Origin of the sequence: Streptomyces sp. NBC_00414 (assembly GCF_036038375.1) — a bacterium.
Taxonomy (GTDB): domain Bacteria; phylum Actinomycetota; class Actinomycetes; order Streptomycetales; family Streptomycetaceae; genus Streptomyces.
Genome location: NZ_CP107935.1, coordinates 5,606,504 through 5,626,399, shown reverse-complemented (window position 1 = coordinate 5,626,399; position 19,896 = coordinate 5,606,504). Strand labels below are relative to the sequence as shown.

The following is a 19,896-nucleotide window of genomic DNA, read 5'->3' as shown; positions in this document are numbered from 1 at the left end:
CAGGACGCCGATGTCGCGTCCCCGTCCCCGACACCTACGCTCGGGCGCATGACCCCTCAGCCCAATCCCCAGGCCGGCGCCGCCGTGAAGGCCGCGGACCGCGCACACGTGTTCCACTCCTGGTCGGCGCAGGAGCTCATCGACCCGCTCGCCGTCGCCGGTGCCGAGGGGTCCTACTTCTGGGACTACGACGGCAAGCGGTATCTGGACTTCACCAGCGGACTCGTCTTCACGAACATCGGCTACCAGCACCCGAAGGTCGTCGCCGCGATCCAGGAGCAGGCCGGGAGGATGACCACCTTCGCGCCCGCGTTCGCCGTCGAGGCGCGGTCGGAGGCGGCGCGGCTGATCGCCCGACGGACACCGGGCGACCTGGACAAGATCTTCTTCACCAACGGCGGCGCCGAGGCCGTCGAGAACGCCACCCGGATGGCCAAGCTGCACACCGGCCGCCCGAAGGTGCTGAGCGCGTACCGCTCGTACCACGGGGCCACCGCCGCCGCGATCAACCTCACCGGTGACCCGCGCCGCTGGCCGAACGACAGCGGGACGGCCGGGGTCGTGCGCTTCTGGGCGCCCTTCCTCTACCGCTCGCCCTTCCACGCCGAGACCGAGCGGCAGGAGTGCGAGCGCGCGCTCCAGCACCTCGCCGACACCATCGCGTTCGAGGGCCCGGCCACCATCGCCGCGATCATCCTGGAGACGATCCCGGGCACGGCCGGGATCATGATCCCGCCGCCGGGCTACCTGGAGGGCGTCCGCGCGCTCTGCGACGAGCACGGCATCGTCTTCGTCCTGGACGAGGTCATGGCCGGCTTCGGACGGACGGGCAAGTGGTTCGCCGCCGACCACACCGGCGTCGTACCGGACCTGCTGACCTTCGCCAAGGGCGTGAACTCCGGATACGTGCCGCTCGGTGGTGTCGCCATCTCCGGCGCGATCGCGGACACCTTCGCCCGGCGTCCGTACCCCGGCGGGCTCACCTACTCCGGGCACCCGCTCGCCTGCGCCGCCGCCGTCGCCACCCTGAACGTGATGGAGGAGGAGGGCGTCGTCGGGCAGGCCGCCCGGATCGGCGAGAGCGTCCTCGGCCCCGGGCTGCGCGAGCTGGCACAGCGCCACCCGAGCGTCGGCGAGGTCCGGGGAACCGGTGTCTTCTGGGCCCTGGAACTCGTCCGGGACAGGGAGACCCGCGAGCCCCTCGTGCCGTACAACCCGGCGGGCGAGGCCAACGCGCCCATGGCGGCCTTCGGCGCCGCGGCGAAGGCGCACGGTCTGTGGCCCTTCATCAACATGAACCGCACCCATGTCGTACCGCCGTGCAACATCACGGAGGCGGAGGCCAAGGAGGGCCTGGCCGCACTCGACGAAGCCCTCTCCGCGGCGGACGAGCACACGGTCCGGTAGGGCCCGCAGGGAGTACGGCGGAGGATTCACAGGAAGTACGGCAGGGGGTACGGCGGAGGATTCACAGGGAGTACGGCAGGGGGTACGGCAGGGGACTCGCGCAAACCGGGTGGCCTCGCGTCGAACGCGTAAGGTGACTGGCTCGTAGACATGAGCGAGTACTTATTCGATCGGGGAAGGGACCCTGGCCATGCCCGGCATCGGCAGCGGCAACGGCGCCGTCACCCGCAGCACCCTGCGGCAGCAGATCGCGGACGCGCTGCGTGACGAGGTGCTGGCCGGGCGGCTCCAGCCGGGCAAGGAGTTCACGGTCAAGGAGATCGCCGAGCAGTACGGCGTCTCCGCGACCCCCGTCCGCGAGGCCCTGGTCGATCTGTCGGCCCAGGGCCTCCTGGACGCGGACCAGCACCGCGGGTTCCGCGTCCACGAGTACTCGCTGAGCGACTACCGGGGCATGATCGAGGCGCGCAGCCTGGTCACGGAGAGCATCTTCCACGGTCTGCTGGACGCGGCGGCCGCCACCACCCGGGGCGCCCGCGCGGCGCTCGCGACCCACGCCGACGACCCGCGCACCGCCGCCGCGCTCGCCGGGGTGCGCCGCCGCGGCGAGGAGGCGCAGCGGGCCGCCGCCGCGGGCGACCTGAACATCCTCATCGGCTACGACCTGCGTTTCTGGCGCGAGCTGAGCGGTCTGTTCGGCAATCCCTATCTCGCCGACTTCCTGCACCGGCTGCGCGTCCAGTCCTGGGTGTGCGCGGTCCAGCACCTGCGCCGGATCGAGGACCTGCGGGGCCATCTGTGGGCCGAGCACACGGAACTCGTGGACGCCCTCACGCGCCGGGACGCCCCGGCGGCGCACGAGATCGTCGCGGCGTACAACACGCACTCGCTGGCGCTGATCGAACTGCTGGCGCAGGGCTGAGCGCCACGGGACGGCCGTGGATCGGCCGGGGGTGCACCGCAGGCCGACCGTGGGTTCGCCGCAGGCCGGTCACGGGCCGGCGAGTGTGGGGTATCCGACCCGCACGAGGGGGACCGACCGCGCTTTCACCCATTACGCTGCCTTGACCACCGTGCTGAACGAGGAGCTCTCAGTTGGCCTGTGACCTGTGGCTGGTCCCGCTCGTCGACGTGTTGTGCCACACCCCCGACAACCCCTTCGCCGAGGAACTCGCGCTCTACGACAAGGTTCTGGGCGAGGCCGGACTCCCGCCGGTGCCGGTGTACGCGTACATGCCGGGGCTCTCCGGCGACGTGGCGCCGATCGCGGGCTTCGACTACGACGCGCTGCACTTCCTGCGCCGGGCGTACCTCCTTCAGGTGTGCCAGCTGCCGGTGACGCCGGTCGGCGAACTGGGCGGCGACTACGAGCAGCTGCTGGAGATGTTCGACACGACGGCCCAGCAGTCCCACCTGGTCTGGCACTACGACCACGCGGGCGCGTACGTCCCGGTGGACTTCCCGCACCCGCTGTCGAGCGACGAACTCCTCGCGGGGGGCGGCCCGTTGGGCTCCTCCCAGGTGCTGCTGCGCGAGCTGGAACTGGTCGCCCCGTCGATCGGCATCGACCCCGCCAACCCGCCGGTGCCGCCGCAACCTCCGATGACGCCGACGGAGTTGGAGGAGCCGGCCGCCCCGGCCCCCTTCGACGCGAGCCCGTTCGCCCGCGAACGCCATGTGTGGCTCGGCCTGCACGCCGCGGCCACCCGCAGCCTGGCCCAGGGCTCGATGATCATCTTCAGTTAGCCGGGAACGGCGGCGCCTCTCAGCGGAGTTGGGACAGTCCCTCCTGGAGGTCGTCGCCGTTCATGATCGGGGAGACCTCGACCTCCGCGTCGAACTGGGTGAAGAACGGCTCACCCACCGAGGGCAGCTCGGAACTGTCCTGCATGTCGAGGAACAGCAGGGCGGTACGCCGGCCGCCCAGCGCGCCGAAGTACGCGGCCTCCGGCTTGAGTTGGTCCAGGGTCTCCTTCATCAGCTCCGGCATCTTGCCGCTGCGGATCGCCTCGTTCGCTCTTTCCGTGTCCAGGGTCGCCTTGAGCAGGACGCGCATCGCACTCACCTTCTCCGGTCGCACGGATCCACGCGTACGCGCACCTGTTCAGGATATGCCCGTTATGCCGGTATTGACAGGCTTATTGGCGGGTCCGTCGGCAGGTCTGCCGGCAGGTCCGGTGCGGGCCTCGTGCGGCACGACAGCAGCAGCGCGACGGTCTCGTCACGAGTGCGGGCCGGGGCGTCGTTCCAGGCGCACAGCAGCTCCCAGTCGCTGAACAGGGCACTGCCCGCGGGGTCCAGCCGCCTGCGCACGGTGGCCAGGGCCGCCCTCACCCGCGGGCTGCAGGACTCCGCGTCCCCGGTGACCGCCCAGGCCAGTGCCCCGACCAGGCTGGCCGCCTGCGGCGCGTGGGGGTGTCCGACGTACAGCAGGCCCTGCCCCTGGCACCACCCGTGCCGGGCGATCAGCAGGGCACTGCGCCGGAAGACCTCGTCGTCGTGCGCGTCGCCCGCGTCGCGTGCGTCGTACACGTCGAGCGGGCTGTACGTGTACGTGTCGTCCGGCAGCTTGCCGAGGGCCGTGACGTCGGGGTGGTGCAGGGCTGTGCTCATCAGGTGGGGCTGCCTCTCTTGAACAGGGATGACGTGCCTGGGTGGCGCACGTGAACGCTGCGCCGTCGGCCCGGGGAGGCGAGGCGATCGGCGCAGCGGGTGGTGCGAGGAGGGCAGAGCGGGACCGTTCCGTCCGTGGTCAGCGCAGGGTGGGCCTGGCCAGCGGGAGGTGTTCGCTCACGCCGGCCTCCTCGTCGGCCGTGACGGACACCGGCTGCGGGGCCGGGACCGGGGTCTGCGGCGAGGTGGTGGACCGCGGGGCGGTGCGGCGGGCGCGGCCCCAGATCCGGTCGCCGACCAGCAGGAGCGTGGCGGGCATGACCAGGCGGCGGATGACGAGCGCGTCCAGGACGACGGCGACTGCGAGGCTGATGCCCAGCTCCCGCACGATGCTGATCTGGGCGCTGGTGAAGGAGGCGAAGACCGCGACCATGATCGCCGCCGCGCCGTTGACGAGACCGGCGGTACGGGCCAGGCCGCCCAGGACGGACTCGCGGTGCGAGAGGCCGCCCAGGTAGGACTCCCTCATCCGGGAAATCATGATCACCATGTAGTCCATGCTCAGCCCGAACATCACCGCGAACAGCATCAGCGGGGTGACGCTGTTGATCGAGTGGTCGTCGTTCCCGCTGACCAGGGCGAGGAAGCCGAGGCTGGCGCCGACGACCGCGATGTTGAAGGCGAGGGCGAGCAGCGGCAGCAGGACGGAGCGGAAGGCGAACAGCAGGATCAGGAAGCTGAGCAGGGCGACGGAGGCGACCACCAGCGGCACCGAGCGCAGGACCAGGTCGTCGAAGTCGGAACCGGTGGCGGTGGCTCCGGCCAGACGGACGGTGACCTCGGAGTCGGCGCCGTCCTTGAGGTGGTCGCGCAGGTCGTCGACCAGGTGGTGGGCCGCGGAGCTGTCGGGGTCGGCGCCCGGGGTGACGACGACACGGGTGACCAGGCGGTCTCCGTCGAGCGTCCACAGCCCGCCGAGTGCGGCGCGCTGCCCCTCGTCCAGACCGGAGGGATCCTCCAGGGCCTTGGAGAGCGAATCGGCGGGCAGGCCGAGGGATGTGACGGCCTGGACCTTGTCGGCGCCGGGTGCGGTCTTCGCGTAGGAGGCGACGTCCGTGGTGCTCTTGAGCAGGGCGTCGGCCTGGTCGCGGTCGGCGCTGAGCACGACCTGGACGGGGAACATCTCGCGTACGCCGATGTCCTGCTTGATGCGCTCCATGCCGATCCGGGCGCTGTCGTCGGAGGGCAGGATGTCCGCGCTGGCGACGGGGACGCGCAGGGTCAGCTGGGCGGCGGGGGCGGCGAGCGCGGCGAACACGACCACGAGGCCGGCCAGGACCAGTCCGGGGCGGCCCGAGAAACGGCCACCGGAGGCGGCTCCCTCGGCGCCTGCCTTGGTGCCTGCCTTGGTGCTCGCCGTGACGGCGCTCTCGTCGGTGGTGTTCTTGGTGGCGTTCTTGGCGTTCTTGCGGCGGCGCAGGGTGCCCCAGTTGATGCGGTCGCCGAGCAGGCTCAGTACGGCGGGCAGCAGGGTCACGGCGATGGCCACGGCCACCAGGGAGACGGCCACGCCGCCCAGGGCGATGCTGGTGAAGGACATGGCGCGGGGGATGAAGAGTGCCGAGAGCGCGACCACGACGGCCAGGCCGCTGAAGAGCACGGAGTGGCCGACCGTGCGCATGGTGCGGTCCAGGGCGTCGTCCACCGGGCGTCCGTCGGCCAGTTCCTCGCGGAAGCGCTTGACGATGAAGAGCGAGTAGTCGACGGCGACGGCCAGGCCGACCATGGACACGATGTTGGTGAACAGGCTGTTGACGTCGGTGAACTGCGTCATCCCGTAGCCGATGGACTGGGTGAGCATCAGGGTGACGCCCGCCATGAGCAGCGGGACGACCATCGCGGCCACGGACCGGAAGACAAGCAGCAGCACGACGAAGAGCACCGGGAAGGCGATCATCTCGGCGCGGGTGACGTCCTCCTTGGAGTGCACGTTCAGCGCGTAGTCCAGGGCCGGAGCGCCGGTGACGTCGGCGTCGACGTTCTCGCCGACGGCGTCGCGGACGTCGTCCTGCAGGTCGGGCACCAGGTTCTGGACCGTGGTGTTGTCGCTGGTGAAGCCCACCTGGATGAAGGTCGTGCGGCCGTCCTCGGACAGCCACTCCGGGTGCGTGGTGCGGTCGGTGACGGCGGACACCCCGTCACGCCGGACCGCCTCACGGGCCGGCGCGACCGCGTCCTCGACGGATCCGTCCTTGCTGTGCAGGACCACCAGCAGTGAGTTGGGAGCTTCGTCGAACGCGCGCTCCAGCGTGTGCTGCGCCTTGACGGACTCGCCCCGGGGGTCGGAGAAGCCGCCCGTCTTCAGCGCGCCCTCCAGCTGGAGCGCGAAGGGGACGGCCAGGGCGAGCAACAGCAGCCAGACGGCGATCACGGCTTTGGGCCGTGCGACGGCGAGTTGGGCGATCTTCTTCACTTCTACTCCTGGGATCGGGGTCCGCCGGCGGGGGCGGGCGGGCCGTCCGACGACGACCGGATCAGGGACCATGCAGTCGATGATGGAACATCAATGACGCGTTATCGATGACTCATCATGCATGCTGTGACATCGATGACGCAACATCTTTGAGCGGGTTGGTCTTCGACAGCGCCCCGGACGGTCCTCCATCGAGGAGATCCGGCCACGTCGGACCGGGCCGGCGCAGGGCGGCCCGCCACGACGACCGGGCGCGGGGGCGGGCCGGTGAACCAGTCGGCGCAGGGGTGGTGACCGCCTCGCTGCGGACGTCTGCCGACGTCCCGGCGGCGACAGGGGCGCCGCGCCGCCCGGAGCGAATGGCGGGAAAGGGGCGTCAACGAACGGCGCCGGGGTGGGGTACCGCCGGACCTACCGGCGGTACCCCACCCCGGCGCGACCCGGGCCCTGTTTCCGCCGGCTCGGCTCTACAGGAGCTCTACGGGCGTTCTAAGGAACTCGACGGGAGTTCTACGGGCGAGTGGCGAACACCCGATCAGTGCGCCACCGCGGAAGGGGCCGGCGAGGCCGAGGAGTCCGTAGACACCGAAGAGACCGAAGAGACCGACGAGACCGAAGAGACCGAAGAGACCGAGGGGTCGGAACACTGCGGTGCTCCCCCGCGCCGGGGCGGGAGCGGCACCGTGCCGACGTGCAGCCCTTCCTGGTCGGCGCGCAGGCGCCGGGCCCGCAGCCGTTCGGCCTCGGCGGGATCGGCCTGCAGGACGAGGCGGTAAGGGGGACGGCTCTCCTTGCGCACCACGGTCACCCAGCCGCGCCGGGCCCAGCCGTACAGGGTGATGGACGGCATGGACAGCTCCGCGGCCAGGTCCTGCAGCCACCACTCGTGCGCCGCCAGACCCTCCCGGACCACGGCGGGCCGGCGACGGGCCGCGGACATGTTCTCGCGCAGCAGACGGCGCACCGTGGTCAGGCTGATGGGGTCGCTGCGGCCGGGCGCCATGGTGTAGCCCTCGTGCCCCAGCGCCTGGGCGATCGTCGGAGCGTTGAAGCCCAACGCGGCGAGGACGCTGATGCGTTCGACGATCAGGGCGTAGTAACGCTGGGACGGGATGGTGCGCACGGGCTCGGGGCCGGGCACGGGCCCCGGTCCGGGCTCGGGAGGCGTGGGCGGGCGCTGTGCCCCGGGCTCTCCGGTACCGGCGCCGGTACCGATGCCGTCTGCTGACTCGTGGAGGACGGGACCCCCGCCGAACTCGACCACGTGCCGGGCGACGCTCCCGGCGGGTCGCGACGTCATGTCCGCCGCGGGCGGACCGGGTCGCTCACCCATCGGCGGCGGGGCGGCAGGCAGCCGTGGCGTGCCGCGGGAGCGCTCCCCGTAACCGCGAGGATGTCCGCCCGGTGAGCCCCTGTCCGGCGGCCCCCGGTGCAGCGGCCTCGGGTGCGGCGGCCTCCGGTCTGGCGAGCTCCGGTGCGGCGGGCTCCTGGCCGGTGGGGCGGGGTCTCACGCGGCTGCCTTCCTTGCTCCGGGCCCGTAACGGAGTTCGATGCGGAGTCCGGTGCGGGGTCCGTGGCCGCGGGACGGGACGCGGACGTCCCGGCCGGCCGGAGAACAGGCGGCGGGTGTCGCGGACCTGGGCCCGCCGACGCGAGGGACGGACGGCGACGTGCAACAAGGAGAAGGAGTACGGATCGCCGGGGCGGGCGACGGCCGGTTTCACGGGGAGGTGTCCTCCATCGTCACTGGGTCTCACTGAGCACACGACCGATAGGGCGAACGGATGCGCCGCGACGCTAGAGGTGCCTCTGCGCGCTGAGCCCACGGTTCACACCCCTGGCTCCGAATGGCCTGTCGGCAGGGACTGGATCACGACAACCGCGGTGTCGGCCCCTGCCGTGCCCCCACGGTCGGGGAAAGGGGTTTCGGTCCGGTCCCTGGAGCCCCGAGGCGTCCGCGAACTGGGATTTCGACGGATTGGCGACCCCAGGAGCATGCCGTTGGTTCACAAAGACGTCTCACAAGTTGACCGAAACAGGCCAGTGCGTCGGCGTCGATGTCGGTGACAGCGTTGTCACCGTCGTGGCCTGTTGTCACCGCCACCGCCGGTGTCAGAGCCGGGTACCGGGGCCGCTGCGGGGGCCGGGTCCGCTGCCGCGGAAGGCCAGGCACACGTTGTGTCCGCCGAAGCCGAACGAGTTGTTCAGGACGACCGCCGGACCGTCAGGCAGCTCGCGCGGCTTGTCGCGTACGACGTCGGCGGCGGTGTCGGCCCGCTCGTCCAGGACGTCGACGTTGATCGTGGGCGGGGCCAGCCGGTGGTGCAGGGCCAGCACCGCGGCCACCGACTCCACCGCCCCGGTCGCTCCCAGCAGATGGCCGGTCATCGACTTGGTCGCGGACAGGGGGACCCGGGCGGCGCGGTCGCCCAGTACACGGCTCAGCGCGGCGAGTTCGGCGAGGTCGCGCAAGGGCGTCGACGTGGCGTGGGCGTTGACGTGGACGACGTCCTCCCGGTCTGCGCCGGCGTCCGCCAGGGCCGTCCGCACCGCGCGGGTCACGTCACGGCCGTCGGGTTCGGGCTGCGCGATGTGGTGGGCGTCGGAGGTCAGGCCGACGCCGGCCGCCTCGCCGTAGACGCGTACGCCACGGGCGCGGGCGTGCTCCTCGGACTCCAGGACCAGGATTCCGGCGCCCTCCCCCATCACGAAGCCGTCCCGGTCACGGTCGTAGGGACGGGAGGCGGCCTCGGGGTCCTCGTTGCGCCGCGACATGGCCATCATGTTGGCGAAGGCGGTCATGATCAGGGGGTGGATCGGCGCCTCGGTACCGCCCGCCACCACCACGTCCGCACGTCCGGAGCGGATCATCGCCAGGGCGTACCCCACCGCTTCGGCGCCCGAGGCGCAGGCGGAGGCGGTGGTGTGGACGCCGGCCCGCGCGCCGAGTTCGAGGCCGACCTGGGCGGCCGGACCGTTCGGCATGAACATCGGCACCGTGTGCGGGGAGACCCGGCGCGGCCCCTTCTCCCGCAGTACGTCATGGGAGTTCAGCAGTGAGGTCAGCCCGCCCAGGCCCGAGGCGACGACGACGCCGAGCCGCCCGGGGTCCACGTCCGGACTGCCGGCGTCCCGCCATGCCTCGCGGGCCGCCACGAGGGCGAACTGCGTCGAGCGGTCCGTACGCCGGGCCAGCGCCGGCCCGACGAGCGGCGCGGGCTCGCTCGCCGCCGGGCACGCGATGCGTACGGCCAGGTCCTGCGCCCAGGGCGCGGTCAGCTGCCGGGCCCCGGAGCGGCCGGCGAGCAGGGACTCCCAGGTGGACGGGACGTCACCGCCCAGCGGGGTGGTGGCTCCGAGCCCGGTGACGAGAACTTTCCCGGCGGCGTGCGCCATTTCGGTCTCCATGGTGTGGTCTCGCGCGGTCCGAGGGGTGGTGCTGTCTGCCGGTCCCCGCCGGATCAGACGGCACTGAAAATGCGGCCCATGATGTCGAAGACGGTGGTGAAGTCCGCCCCTTCCGGCTCCGGACGGGCGGGGATCACGGGGGTGGCGATTACGGGGGCGGGGGTGGCAGCGGCGGGCAGGTCTCCGCCCCCGGGAACGCCGTCGCGGTGTGCGGCCGCCGCTCGCAGCCCCGTGGTGCTCACCGTGTGCGGCGCGACGAATGCATCAATCATGGTCATGTCAACTCCAGGTACGGGATACGGGATACGGGGACGAACGAGGTACGGGTACGGGGTGCGCCGACACGAGCGGCTCGGTAAGGAGCGGCGCGGTTCGGGCTCGGCCTCGGTTCGGGCGCGGGCTCGGCCTCGGGCTCGGCCTCGGGCGCGGGCTCGGCCTCGGGCTCGGGCTCGGGCTCGGGCTCGGGCTCGGGCTCGGGCTCGGCTCGTCAGGGCAGCGTGATCACTTGGGCTGCGTACGAGAGGCCGGCGCCGAAGCCGATGGTGAGGGCGAGCCCGCCGCTGCGGACGGCGCCGGAGGCCAGCATGGTCTCCATCGCCAGCGGGATGGAGGCCGCCGAGGTGTTCCCGGTGTGCACGATGTCGCGGGCGACGGCCACCTGCGCGGGCAGCCGCAGTGTGTGGGCGAGAGCCTCCACGATCCGCAGGTTCGCCTGGTGCGGAATGAAGGCCTCCAGGTCGGCGGCTTCCACCCCGGTCTCCTCCAGGGCCCGTCGGGCGACCCGGGCCATCTCGTAGACCGCCCAGCGGAACACGGTCTGGCCCTGCATGGTCAGGGCCGGGAAACGGGACGGCGTGCCGTCGCGGAGTTCCAGCCAGGAGGCGCTCTGGTCGATGGCCCCGCCCTGCGACCCGTCGGCGCCCCAGACCACCGGGCCCATGGCCGGGGTGTCACAGGGTCCGACGACGACGGCTCCGGCGCCGTCACCGAAGAGGAAGGCGGTGGCACGGTCGTCGTGGTCGATCAGGTCGGACATCCGCTCGGTCGCCACCACCAGAACATGGCCGGCGCTGCCGCCGCGTACCAGGTCGTGGGCGACCGCCAGGGCGTGGGTGAAGCCCGCACAGGCGGCGGAGAGATCGAAGGCGGCGGCCCGCGTGGTCCCGATCCGGTGGGCGATGTCGGCGGCGAGGGCGGGCAGTTGGCGGAAGTGGGTGGAAGTGGCCACCAGGACGCAGCCGATCCGGTCGGCGGTGACTCCGGCGTGCGCGAGGGCCTTCTCCGCGGCGGCGGCCCCCATGAGGGCCACGCTCTCCTGCTCGGCCGCCCAGCGCCGTTCGGCGATGCCCGAGCGTTCGCGGATCCACTCGTCGCTGGAGTCGATGCGGCGGGCGATCTCCTCGTTGGGCACCACACGGGAGGGCCGGTAGCCGCCCACGCCGACGACACGGGCGTACGCGGAGCCCTCCGGAGGCCTCAGTACGGGGGGTGTGGACACGTTGGGTCTCCCTGGAACAGACGGTCAGGGGAAAGGGGATGAGCAAGAGGAAGAAGGAAGAAAGAAGGGGAGGGAAGCAAGGGCGGAGGTGGGAGGTGACGGGCCCGGTGCGGGGGATTTTCGCCGGGCCCGTCACGTATGGGGGGGTCGGCCGACTCGGTCGGGACGACGGCCGGCTCGGAGGCCGACTCGGGGGAGGCGGCGGCCGGTTCAGTCGAGGCCACGCAGGATGTGGTCCTCGGCGTACTCGCCGTCCGGACGGGCCAGGTGCAGCGGCGTGGGACGCGCCCAGCAGTCGGCTCGGGCGGGGGGCACGGGCGGGACGGCCGACGTTGTGTTCTCGACCGGCAGCGCGGCAGCGGGTGTTGCTGTGCCGGGCGCCATGTCAGGACACCTGGGCCAGCGCGCGTTGCCGGGCTCGCCCGGACAGCCGGTCCAGGCGGAGGTCGGCGACGCCCGCGAACGCCGGCCGCAGCAGGGCGGCGAGGCTGCCCCGGTGCGTGAAGGAGTGCGTGACGTGGGTGCCCTCGCCGTGGGGCAGCAGGCTCCAGCTGTTGGTCTCGGCCAGGCCGGGAACCTCCCACCGGCCCTCGATGAGGGTCTCGCCGATGCTCACGTACTCCCAGTGGCCGCGGAGAGCGCCACGGGCGACGAGAGGGTAGCGCCGGCCGGTGAGCGCCTCCGACGGGCCCCTGACCGAGAGGAAGGCGGGGTTCCACTCGGCCAGGCCGGTGGGTTCCAGAAGGATCTGCCGCACGATCCCGACAGGCGCCGGGATCAGGATGTGCGAGGCATGGACATTGCCGCTGGTGTTGGCGTTGGCGTTCATCAGTACCTCATTCCTCCGTCGGTGCGGATGACCGTGGCATTGATGTAGTCGGCGGCCGGAGAGGCCAGGAAGGCGATCGTCTCGGCGGTCTGTTCCGCCTGGCCGGTCCCGAGCAGGGAGCGGTCGGTCATGCGCCGCCGCTGCGGGCCGGCGACGGCCGCCCCCAGACCGGTGTCGAGGATGCCCGGCGCCACGGTGGTGGTGCGGATGTTGTAGGAGGCGTACTCCTGGGAGACCGTCATGGCCAGGCCGTGCAGCCCTGCCTTGGAGGAGGAGTAGGCCGCCTGGCCCGCGTTCCCGGTCAGCGCGGTGATGGAGGAGATGTAGATGATGCGGCCGTAGCGCGCCCGCATCATCGTCTTCACCGCGTACTTGGTGCTCAGGAAGGCGCCGCGCAGGTTGACCCGCTGCACCTCGTCCCAGTCCTCGATCGACATCCGCACCAGGGGCTGGTCGCGGGTGATCGCGGCGTTGTGGATGAGGACGTCGAGCCGGCCGAACCGGCGGGCCTCGGCCGCCAGCAGCGCCGCCGTCTCGTCGGTGGCCACGTCACCGGGAACGAGCCGGATCCGGTCCTTGTGCTTGTCGGCGAGGCGGTCCAGACCGTCCGAGGGTGAGCGGTGATTGGCCACGACCGCCGCCCCCTGGTCGAGGAGCGTCTGCGCGGTCAGCAGGCCGAGGCCCCGTCCTGCCCCGGTCAGGAGCACCACTCTGCCCTTCAGCGGGCTGCCCGGGGGCGGGGCCGTCGGAGCCGGACTGCTCATGGCGTGGTCTCCCAGGTGTGGGCCGCGGCCGGCGCGGTACCGGCCGGGCACATGGCGGCGGCTGCGACAGCGGGGGTGATCGCGGTGTCGGAGGCGATCGCGGTGCCGTCGGGGGCTGCGATGCCGGGGGTGGCTTCGATGTCGGGCGTGAACAGATGGTCGGTGACCGGCGCGAGGCGGTCCTCGGAGAAGGGGCGGGGTGTGCGCAGCCGGGCGAACCGCAGGTTCTCCGGCTGGTACGGCGGTGTCTCCACGATCAGGTGGGGCAACAGCAGGTCGGGGCTCTCGCGCAGCAGGCCCGTGCTGTTCTCCAGGAAGCGCAGGCCGCGTTCGCGCAGCGCGGGCGGCATCCAGTCCAGGACCGGCAGGTGCAGTTCGCTCACCACACCGTCACTGGTCAGATCGGCCCGGGCCGCCACGTCGGGCGGCAGCCGGTCGGCCTCCTCGGCGTACATCGGTACGGAGATGCGTTCCTGTTCGAGCAGGACGAGCAGGCATCCGCCGCTGTACAGGTGTTCCAGCACCTGGGCCGCCTGCGCCGGGCTGGGCCACAGGGCCGTGGGGGTGTAGTCGCCGGACAGGGACGTACGCCAGGCGAGTCGGCGAGGTCCGTCGAAGACCACGAGAGTGTTGCCGCACTGCAGGGACGCCGATGTACGGGACGCCGACGTACTGGATGCTGCTGTGCCGAACGCTGTTGCGCTGGACGCTGTTGTGCTCATGGCTGGGCTCACCCCCTTGGGGTCGTAGGGCCGGCACCGGCGCCGGCGAGTTGCTGGTACTGGGCCTCGGCCCGGCGCCGCCGGTCCGCCGTCCGCACGTCGGGGGCGGGGGCGGCGAGAACGCCGCGCAGCTGTCCCGCCGCCTCGTCGTCGCGGCCGACCGCGATCAGCGCCTCGGCGTACGCCATGGGGTACCGGGTGTCGTGGGCGCCCAGTCGGGCCGCGTGCCGCAGGTGCTCCAGCGCCTCCTCGCGGCGCCCGCCCAGGGCGCGGGGCATCAACAGGTGCCAACGGCCTAGCAGGTAACGGGCCATCAGGTGGTCGGGGTGGTTCCGCAGCACCTCCTCGGCGCCGCGCCGGACACCCCGCAGCACTGCGGGGCGCAGTACCGCTGGGGCGTCCAGGGCGCGCAGTCCGGTGAGCCGGGCCGCCAGGACGCGGGCGTCGGCGCCGACCGCGTCGTCGGGCCTGTCGAATCTGTCCGGATCGGTACGGCGGGCCAGGGTGAGCAGGAGGCGCGCCTGCCTCATCCGGCGTTCGGCGGGCAGGGTGTCGGTGCGGCTGAGCATGGTCTCCGCGACGGACTCGGCGCGGCGGACCAGTTCCAGGGACGCCTGCCGCTTTCGTCGCGGGTCGGGTTCGGTACGGGCCGTGTCCACCAGCGGCTCCAGCGCTTCACGCGCCGCCTCCACCAGGGCTTTGACCCGCTGGGGCCTGGACAGCGCGGTGTCGTCGGGCAGTGCGGGGCCGAAGACGACGCGGACCTTGGCGCGGCGGGGCAGCGAGGCCCCCTTGGGCAGGACGTGCTGCGCTCCCCACATCGCCACGGGTATGACGGGCACACCGGCCCGGACCGCGAAGCGGAAGGCACCGTCCTTGAAGGGCAGCAGGGGCCAGCCCGTCCCGCGGGTGCCCTCGGGGTAGACCACGAGGGCACCGGAGCCGGCGAAGACACTGTCCACCGCGGCCAGCAGTTCCTTGCCGGGGCGGTCCCGGTCCACCGGGATGCCTCCCATGCCGTGCGTCCACCGGCTGCGTATCGGGTGGACGAAGGCCTCGGCCTTCGTGAGGTAGGAGGTACGGGTGTCCCGCAGCGCGTCGAGTACGGCGTCGAGGACGAGGTGGTCGGCGAAGCTGCTGTGGTTGGCGACGAGGACGAACGGCTGGTCGGCCGGCAGGTGCCGGACCCCTTCTACTCCGGCGAGGAACCGGTGCGTGACCGCGGGTCGGGTGACCGCATTCGACGCACCGGCCATCCACCGGGGGAGACGGCTCACTTCACCTGCTCGGTCCGGGCGGCGGCGTACTCCCGGAGCTTTTCGATGCTGGTCAGGACCAGGCCCTCGCGGCGGGCGAACTGCGCGAGCTGAGGGAGGCGGGCCATCGTGCCGTCCTCAAGGATGATCTCCACGATGACGCCGGCGGGCGTGAGCCCCGCGAAACGGGCGAGGTCGACGGCCGCCTCGGTGTGGCCGGGGCGCTCCAGGACGCCGCCCGGGCGGGCCACGAGGGGGAAGATGTGGCCCGGCCGGCGCAGGTCCTCGCCGGTGCCGTTCAGCATGAGGTCGATCGTCTTGGCCCGGTCGGGGGCCGATATGCCGGTGGTGACGCCGTGCTCCGGGCCGCCGTCGACGCTGACGGTGAACGCGGTGCCGTGGTGGTCCTCGTTGCGCTCGACCATCGGGGGCAGGTTCAGCTTCGCGGCACGTTCCTCGGTCACCGAGACGCAGACCAGGCCCCGGCCGTGGGTGATCATGTAGTTGATGGCCGCGGCGTCGGCGTACTCCGCCGCCACTATGAGGTCTCCCTCGTTCTCCCTGTCCTCGTCGTCCACCACGACGATGAGCTCCCCGCGTGCGATGGCGGCCACGGCCGCCGCGGCGTCGTCGAGAACGATCGGGGCGTCGAGTGCGACGGGAGCGTCTTCAAGGATCTGCGCGGTCATTTCGTTTCCTTTGCTTGACGTGGGCTTGAGCTGTGAGGTCGTGCACCGGCCAAGAAGTCGATGGCGCGACATCGATGGTTTGTCATCGATGTCTCAACACCGATGCTTCATCATGCATGTCCCAGCATCGTTGTCGCAACACCATTCTGGGTGTCCGGTAAAAGTGGTAGCCGCAGTTCCGGATAGGCGAAGACAGGCCAGGCGGGCCGGATAAGGCTTATATCGATGACGTAGCATTGAATGATGTGGCATGGATGCTGCATCATCGAGAAATGACGTGATCACCGGATCGTTGGAAGCCGTCCACCGACAGCACGCCCACAGCACCCTTGGAGCCGCCATGTCCCGCCCCCAGACCGCCACGGACACCACGTTGAGCCGGGCGCCCGCGACGGCCGAGCCACCTCCGCACGACTCGGAACTGCGCTACCTCCTGCTGGCCGCGCAGCGTGAGGGTGCGCGGCAGATGACCGGACAGCTCAGGCCCTTCAACCTGACGCCGGCCCAGGCGGAGATCCTGCTGGTGCTGGCCGAGCGCGCCCCGCTCACGCTCGCCGAGGTGGGCCGCCTGATCGTCTGCGAGAGCGGCAGTCCCAGCCGCATCGTCGACACCCTCACCAAGCGCAGCCTGATCGACCGCGAGCCGGGACAGGTGGACCGCCGGGTCGTCTACCTGCGGCTCACCCCGCGCGGGCAGGAACTCATCCCCGTACTGCGCGGCATCGACACCCAGACCGACGCGATGATCACCGACTGTCTGAGCCTGGAGGAGCAGGCGGTCATGACCCGCGGACTGCGCCGGATCCTCGACGGCACACCCAGCGGGACGGCTCTGGCGGCACGCTTCGAGCACGAGAAGCAGTAACCGGCCGGCGCCAGGGTCCACCGCGGCAGCGTCAGGGCTGCCGCGGCACGGTGGTGAGCACATACGAGAAGACCGCCGCCGCGTACGAATACTTCGTACGCGGCGGCGGTCTTCTCGTATGCCGTTCCCGCAGGTCCTGGCGTGCAGGTCCTACCGGGCAGGTCCTACCGGAGGAACGAGTTGATCTCGATCGTCTCGTCGCGGCCCGGGCCCACGCCGATGGCGGAGATCGGGGCGCCGGACATGTCCTCCAGCGCCTTCACGTACGCCTGGGCGTTCTTCGGGAGGTCGGCGAAGGTCTTGGCCTTCGTGATGTCCTCCGACCAGCCGGGCAGGTTCTCGTAGATCGGCTTCGCGTGGTGGAAGTCGGTCTGCGAGTACGGAAGCTCCTCGACGCGCTTGCCGTCGATCTCGTACGCGACACAGACCGGGATCTCGTCCCAGCCGGTGAGGACGTCGAGCTTGGTGAGGAAAAAGTCCGTCAGGCCGTTGACGCGCGTCGCGTAACGGGCGATGGGCGCGTCGAACCAGCCGCAGCGCCGGTCACGGCCGGTGGTGACACCGCGCTCGTGGCCGATGCGGCGCAGCGCCTCGCCGTCCTCGTCGAGCAGCTCCGTGGGGAACGGGCCCGCACCGACACGCGTCGTGTACGCCTTCAGGATGCCGATGACCCGGCTGATCTTCGTCGGTCCGACGCCCGAACCCGTGCAGGCACCGCCCGCGGTGGGGTTCGACGACGTCACGAAGGGATACGTGCCGTGGTCGATGTCCAGCAGCGTGCCCTGGCCGCCCTCGAAGAGGACCACCTTGTCGTCGTCGAGCGCCTTGTTGAGCAGCAGGACGGTGTCGGCGACGTACGGACGCAGCCTTTCCGCGTAGGTCAGCAGCTCCTCGACGATCTGCTCGGTCTCGATCGCGCGGCGGTTGAAGACCTTGGTGAGGAGCTGGTTCTTGCCGTCGAGGGCCGCCTCGACCTTCTGCGTCAGGATCGACTCGTCGTACAGGTCCTGGACACGGATACCGACACGGTTGATCTTGTCGGCGTAGGTGGGACCGATGCCCCGGCCGGTCGTGCCGATCTTCCGCTTGCCGAGGAAGCGTTCCGTCACCTTGTCCACCGTCACGTTGTACGGCGTGATGATGTGCGCGTTTCCGCTGATGAGGAGTTTGGAGGTGTCGACGCCTCGCTCGTTCAGTCCGTTCAGCTCGGAGAACAGGACCGATGGGTCGACGACGACTCCGTTACCGATGACCGGGGTGCACCCCGGCGAGAGGATTCCGGAAGGGAGGAGGTGGAGGGCGTACTTCTGATCGCCCACGACTACCGTATGGCCGGCGTTGTTGCCGCCTTGGTAGCGCACCACATAGTCCACGGAACCACCGAGCAGGTCGGTGGCCTTTCCCTTGCCTTCGTCACCCCACTGAGCACCGAGCAGCACAAGTGCGGGCACGCGCGTACACCCCTTCCGGGCGGGGCATGTCCAAGGTCGGGGACGTACGCGGCTGATTCTGATACGGCTGCGTACGCCGGCGACCACCTTTGGCCGCGACCGTCGGACCGGATGCCCCGGAATAGACCAAGCCCCTGGCGCAATAGCGCAAGGGGCTCTTGCACAAAGATGCTACCCGAGGAAGCGAGGCATGACCGAGGTGGCGACTTCCGACCAGCTCCTGGTGGTCATCGACCCGGTCGCCCGTCACGGTGACGGTGAGGCGGTACGGATCGCAAAAGACGTGCTCAGCGCGGGTGCGACGACAAAAGTGTGCCTCCCCGACGGGCCCGAGGAATTCGATCGGGCACTGGCCCGGAGAGGGTCGCGGCGACCCGTCGTGATCGGGGACGACCGGGCGCTGTTGCGCGCGGTGTCCCTTTTGCACCGGCGGCGCGAGCTGGCCGGATGTGCACTGTCCCTGGTGCCCGTGGGGGTGGGCGACGGGACGCTGTCGCTCGCGCGGGCCCTCGGGGTGCCCATGGGGGCGGTCGAGGCGGCCCGGGCCGTGCTCGACGGGTCCGAGCGGCGGCTCGATCTGCTGGTGGACGACAGTGACGGGGTGGTGCTGGGAGCGCTACGGATCCCGCCGTTGGGCGGAGACGCCGGGGGCGGCTCGGGTGCCGGTGGGGCCGCGTCCTCGGCGGAGAAGCACGGTTCCCCTCACCGTCACGATCACCACCACCATCACTGGCTGCGGACCTGCCAGTCCCTCGTCCGCACGCTCGCCGCGCGGCCCGCCCGGACGCCCTCGTCCGCCTCGCCCGGGCCCACCCGGCTGCGGGTCGAGGTCGACGGGCGGACCCTCATCGATCTGGACCAGCCCGTGGAAACCGTGTCGATCACTCCGGGAGGGGCCGGGAGCGGTGCCCGGATCGAGATCCGGCCCGCCTCCGTCGGCGCGGAGGCCGCGCTGCTGGAGGCTGTCGCCCGGACGATCACCGTGTCCGGGGCGGATTTCCGGTATCGGGCGGACGCGGTGGTGGCGGGGCCTGTGCGGACCCGGACGTGGACGGTCCGGGAGGCGGCTTGGGGCCTCACCCTGCCGGGATGACTCCCGGGGGGGGATCTTCGCCCCCGCCGCCCCTACCCTTCCCGTCACTGACTCAGGGGCTCCGCCCCCGAACTCCCGGTCCTCAAACGCCGGACGGGCTGAAAGCGTCGTTGGACGGTCTGAGAGATCGCGGCTCGGCCGCGGATTCTTCAGCCCGTCCGGCGTTTGAGGACGAGCGCGCAGCGCGATACGGGGGCGAGGGGGCGCAGCCCCCATGCAGTGACGGGAAGGGTAGGGGCGGCGGGGGCGAGAAAACCCCTCAGCCGTCACCGAACCGCTCCTCCCGATGCACCCGCCACCGATCCATCATCAACGCGATCTCCCCATCGACGAACTCGAAGAACGCGAGCGTCTCGGCAAGCCGCCGCCCCGCAGGCGTCTCACCCCCAAGACTGTCGACCCCCTCGCGCAGAGCACGCTCCCACCGCTTGATGATCGTCTCGCGATTGGTCAGCGCCTCGTACCACTGGTTGCTGTGCACCCGATACCGCTCCCGCCGGGACCCGGGCTCACGCTCACGGGACACCATGTGCTGCTGCGCGAGATAACGCACCGCCCCGGACACGGCGGCCGGACTGATCCGCAGCTGCTCACCGAGCTCGACCGAGGTCATCGTCCCGGAGTCGGAGGAGAGCAGCGCGGCGAACACCCGGGCCGGCATCCGCTGCATCCCGGCCTCGACTAGCTGCGCGGCGAAGCTCTCGACGAACTTCGAGACCGCCTCGGCGTCACGCTCCGCACCCTCGCCCCGCGCACCCCGTACCGCCTCGCCCGGTTCCGCCATCCCGCGACCCTCTCCCTTGCCTCTTGCCACTGGCCACTGCCACT

20 protein-coding genes are annotated in these 19,896 nt (G+C 71.3%); 5 read left to right on the top strand and 15 right to left on the bottom strand.

Annotation, left to right across the window (positions count from 1 at the left end):
- Positions 1 to 48: 48 nt before the first annotated feature.
- From OHS59_RS24440 to OHS59_RS24430, 3 genes are all read left to right on the top strand, one after another.
- Positions 49 to 1,407, top strand: a complete 1,359-nt coding sequence (locus OHS59_RS24440) for an aspartate aminotransferase family protein (RefSeq protein ID WP_328495543.1) — start codon at positions 49 to 51, stop codon at positions 1,405 to 1,407.
- Between the two features lie 190 nt (positions 1,408 to 1,597).
- Positions 1,598 to 2,329 (top strand): GntR family transcriptional regulator, encoded by a 732-nt coding sequence (locus tag OHS59_RS24435; protein ID WP_328495542.1) that lies wholly within the window; start codon positions 1,598 to 1,600, stop codon positions 2,327 to 2,329.
- A 173-nt stretch (positions 2,330 to 2,502) separates the two neighbouring features.
- Positions 2,503 to 3,153 (top strand): hypothetical protein, encoded by a 651-nt coding sequence (locus OHS59_RS24430; protein ID WP_328495541.1) that lies wholly within the window; start codon positions 2,503 to 2,505, stop codon positions 3,151 to 3,153.
- A gap of 19 nt (positions 3,154 to 3,172) precedes the next feature.
- On the opposite strand, the gene OHS59_RS24425 is transcribed toward OHS59_RS24430, so the two are convergent.
- The 13 genes from OHS59_RS24425 to ribB all read right to left on the bottom strand — a co-directional run bounded on the left by OHS59_RS24425 (position 3,173) and on the right by ribB (position 15,659).
- On the bottom strand, positions 3,173 to 3,463 hold the full coding sequence (locus tag OHS59_RS24425) for a hypothetical protein (protein ID WP_328495540.1): 291 nt from the start codon (positions 3,461 to 3,463) through the stop codon (positions 3,173 to 3,175).
- A gap of 62 nt (positions 3,464 to 3,525) precedes the next feature.
- Positions 3,526 to 4,020, bottom strand: coding sequence for a DUF6197 family protein (locus tag OHS59_RS24420; RefSeq protein WP_328495539.1), 495 nt, complete (start codon positions 4,018 to 4,020; stop codon positions 3,526 to 3,528).
- A 139-nt stretch (positions 4,021 to 4,159) separates the two neighbouring features.
- Positions 4,160 to 6,493, bottom strand: coding sequence for an MMPL family transporter (locus OHS59_RS24415; protein ID WP_328495538.1), 2,334 nt, complete (start codon positions 6,491 to 6,493; stop codon positions 4,160 to 4,162).
- 535 nt (positions 6,494 to 7,028) lie between these two features.
- Positions 7,029 to 7,793: a hypothetical protein gene (locus OHS59_RS24410; protein ID WP_328495537.1), complete on the bottom strand. Its 765-nt coding sequence runs from the start codon at positions 7,791 to 7,793 to the stop codon at positions 7,029 to 7,031.
- 812 nt (positions 7,794 to 8,605) lie between these two features.
- Positions 8,606 to 9,889: a beta-ketoacyl-[acyl-carrier-protein] synthase family protein gene (locus OHS59_RS24405; protein WP_328495536.1), complete on the bottom strand. Its 1,284-nt coding sequence runs from the start codon at positions 9,887 to 9,889 to the stop codon at positions 8,606 to 8,608.
- Positions 9,890 to 9,954: 65 nt separating this feature from the next.
- Positions 9,955 to 10,179, bottom strand: a complete 225-nt coding sequence (locus OHS59_RS24400) for a hypothetical protein (protein ID WP_328495535.1) — start codon at positions 10,177 to 10,179, stop codon at positions 9,955 to 9,957.
- Positions 10,180 to 10,388: 209 nt separating this feature from the next.
- A complete protein-coding gene (locus tag OHS59_RS24395; protein ID WP_328495534.1) occupies positions 10,389 to 11,399 on the bottom strand; it encodes a beta-ketoacyl-ACP synthase III in 1,011 nt (336 codons plus the stop codon).
- Positions 11,400 to 11,609: 210 nt separating this feature from the next.
- Positions 11,610 to 11,783 (bottom strand): hypothetical protein, encoded by a 174-nt coding sequence (locus OHS59_RS24390; protein WP_328495533.1) that lies wholly within the window; start codon positions 11,781 to 11,783, stop codon positions 11,610 to 11,612.
- A gap of 1 nt (position 11,784) precedes the next feature.
- Positions 11,785 to 12,228: an SRPBCC family protein gene (locus tag OHS59_RS24385; RefSeq protein WP_328495532.1), complete on the bottom strand. Its 444-nt coding sequence runs from the start codon at positions 12,226 to 12,228 to the stop codon at positions 11,785 to 11,787.
- Complete coding sequence (locus tag OHS59_RS24380) at positions 12,228 to 12,992, bottom strand: SDR family oxidoreductase (protein ID WP_328495531.1); 765 nt, start codon at positions 12,990 to 12,992, stop codon at positions 12,228 to 12,230. Before OHS59_RS24380 ends, OHS59_RS24385 begins: the two co-directional genes overlap by 1 nt.
- Positions 12,989 to 13,714: a hypothetical protein gene (locus OHS59_RS24375; RefSeq protein WP_328495530.1), complete on the bottom strand. Its 726-nt coding sequence runs from the start codon at positions 13,712 to 13,714 to the stop codon at positions 12,989 to 12,991. The genes OHS59_RS24380 and OHS59_RS24375 overlap by 4 nt, the downstream gene beginning before the upstream one ends.
- A gap of 8 nt (positions 13,715 to 13,722) precedes the next feature.
- Positions 13,723 to 14,991 carry a 1-acyl-sn-glycerol-3-phosphate acyltransferase gene (locus OHS59_RS24370; protein WP_328495529.1) on the bottom strand — a complete coding sequence of 423 codons (1,269 nt, stop codon included), beginning with the start codon at positions 14,989 to 14,991 and terminating at the stop codon, positions 13,723 to 13,725.
- Positions 14,988 to 15,659, bottom strand: a complete 672-nt coding sequence (ribB, locus tag OHS59_RS24365; RefSeq protein ID WP_443061491.1) for a 3,4-dihydroxy-2-butanone-4-phosphate synthase — start codon at positions 15,657 to 15,659, stop codon at positions 14,988 to 14,990. The genes OHS59_RS24370 and ribB overlap by 4 nt, the downstream gene beginning before the upstream one ends.
- A 340-nt stretch (positions 15,660 to 15,999) precedes the next feature.
- On the opposite strand from ribB, the gene OHS59_RS24360 reads away from it, so the two are divergent.
- Positions 16,000 to 16,524 (top strand): MarR family winged helix-turn-helix transcriptional regulator, encoded by a 525-nt coding sequence (locus OHS59_RS24360; protein WP_328495528.1) that lies wholly within the window; start codon positions 16,000 to 16,002, stop codon positions 16,522 to 16,524.
- A gap of 164 nt (positions 16,525 to 16,688) precedes the next feature.
- Here the strand turns inward: OHS59_RS24360 and OHS59_RS24355 are convergent, their stop codons facing one another.
- Complete coding sequence (locus OHS59_RS24355) at positions 16,689 to 17,975, bottom strand: adenylosuccinate synthase (RefSeq protein WP_328495527.1); 1,287 nt, start codon at positions 17,973 to 17,975, stop codon at positions 16,689 to 16,691.
- A gap of 190 nt (positions 17,976 to 18,165) precedes the next feature.
- Here OHS59_RS24355 and OHS59_RS24350 point away from each other — a divergent pair, with 190 nt between their 5' ends.
- A complete protein-coding gene (locus OHS59_RS24350) occupies positions 18,166 to 19,068 on the top strand; it encodes a diacylglycerol kinase (RefSeq protein WP_328495526.1) in 903 nt (300 codons plus the stop codon).
- Between the two features lie 259 nt (positions 19,069 to 19,327).
- On the opposite strand, the gene OHS59_RS24345 is transcribed toward OHS59_RS24350, so the two are convergent.
- Positions 19,328 to 19,852, bottom strand: coding sequence for a GbsR/MarR family transcriptional regulator (locus tag OHS59_RS24345; RefSeq protein WP_328495525.1), 525 nt, complete (start codon positions 19,850 to 19,852; stop codon positions 19,328 to 19,330).
- Between the last annotated feature and the right edge of the window lie 44 nt (positions 19,853 to 19,896).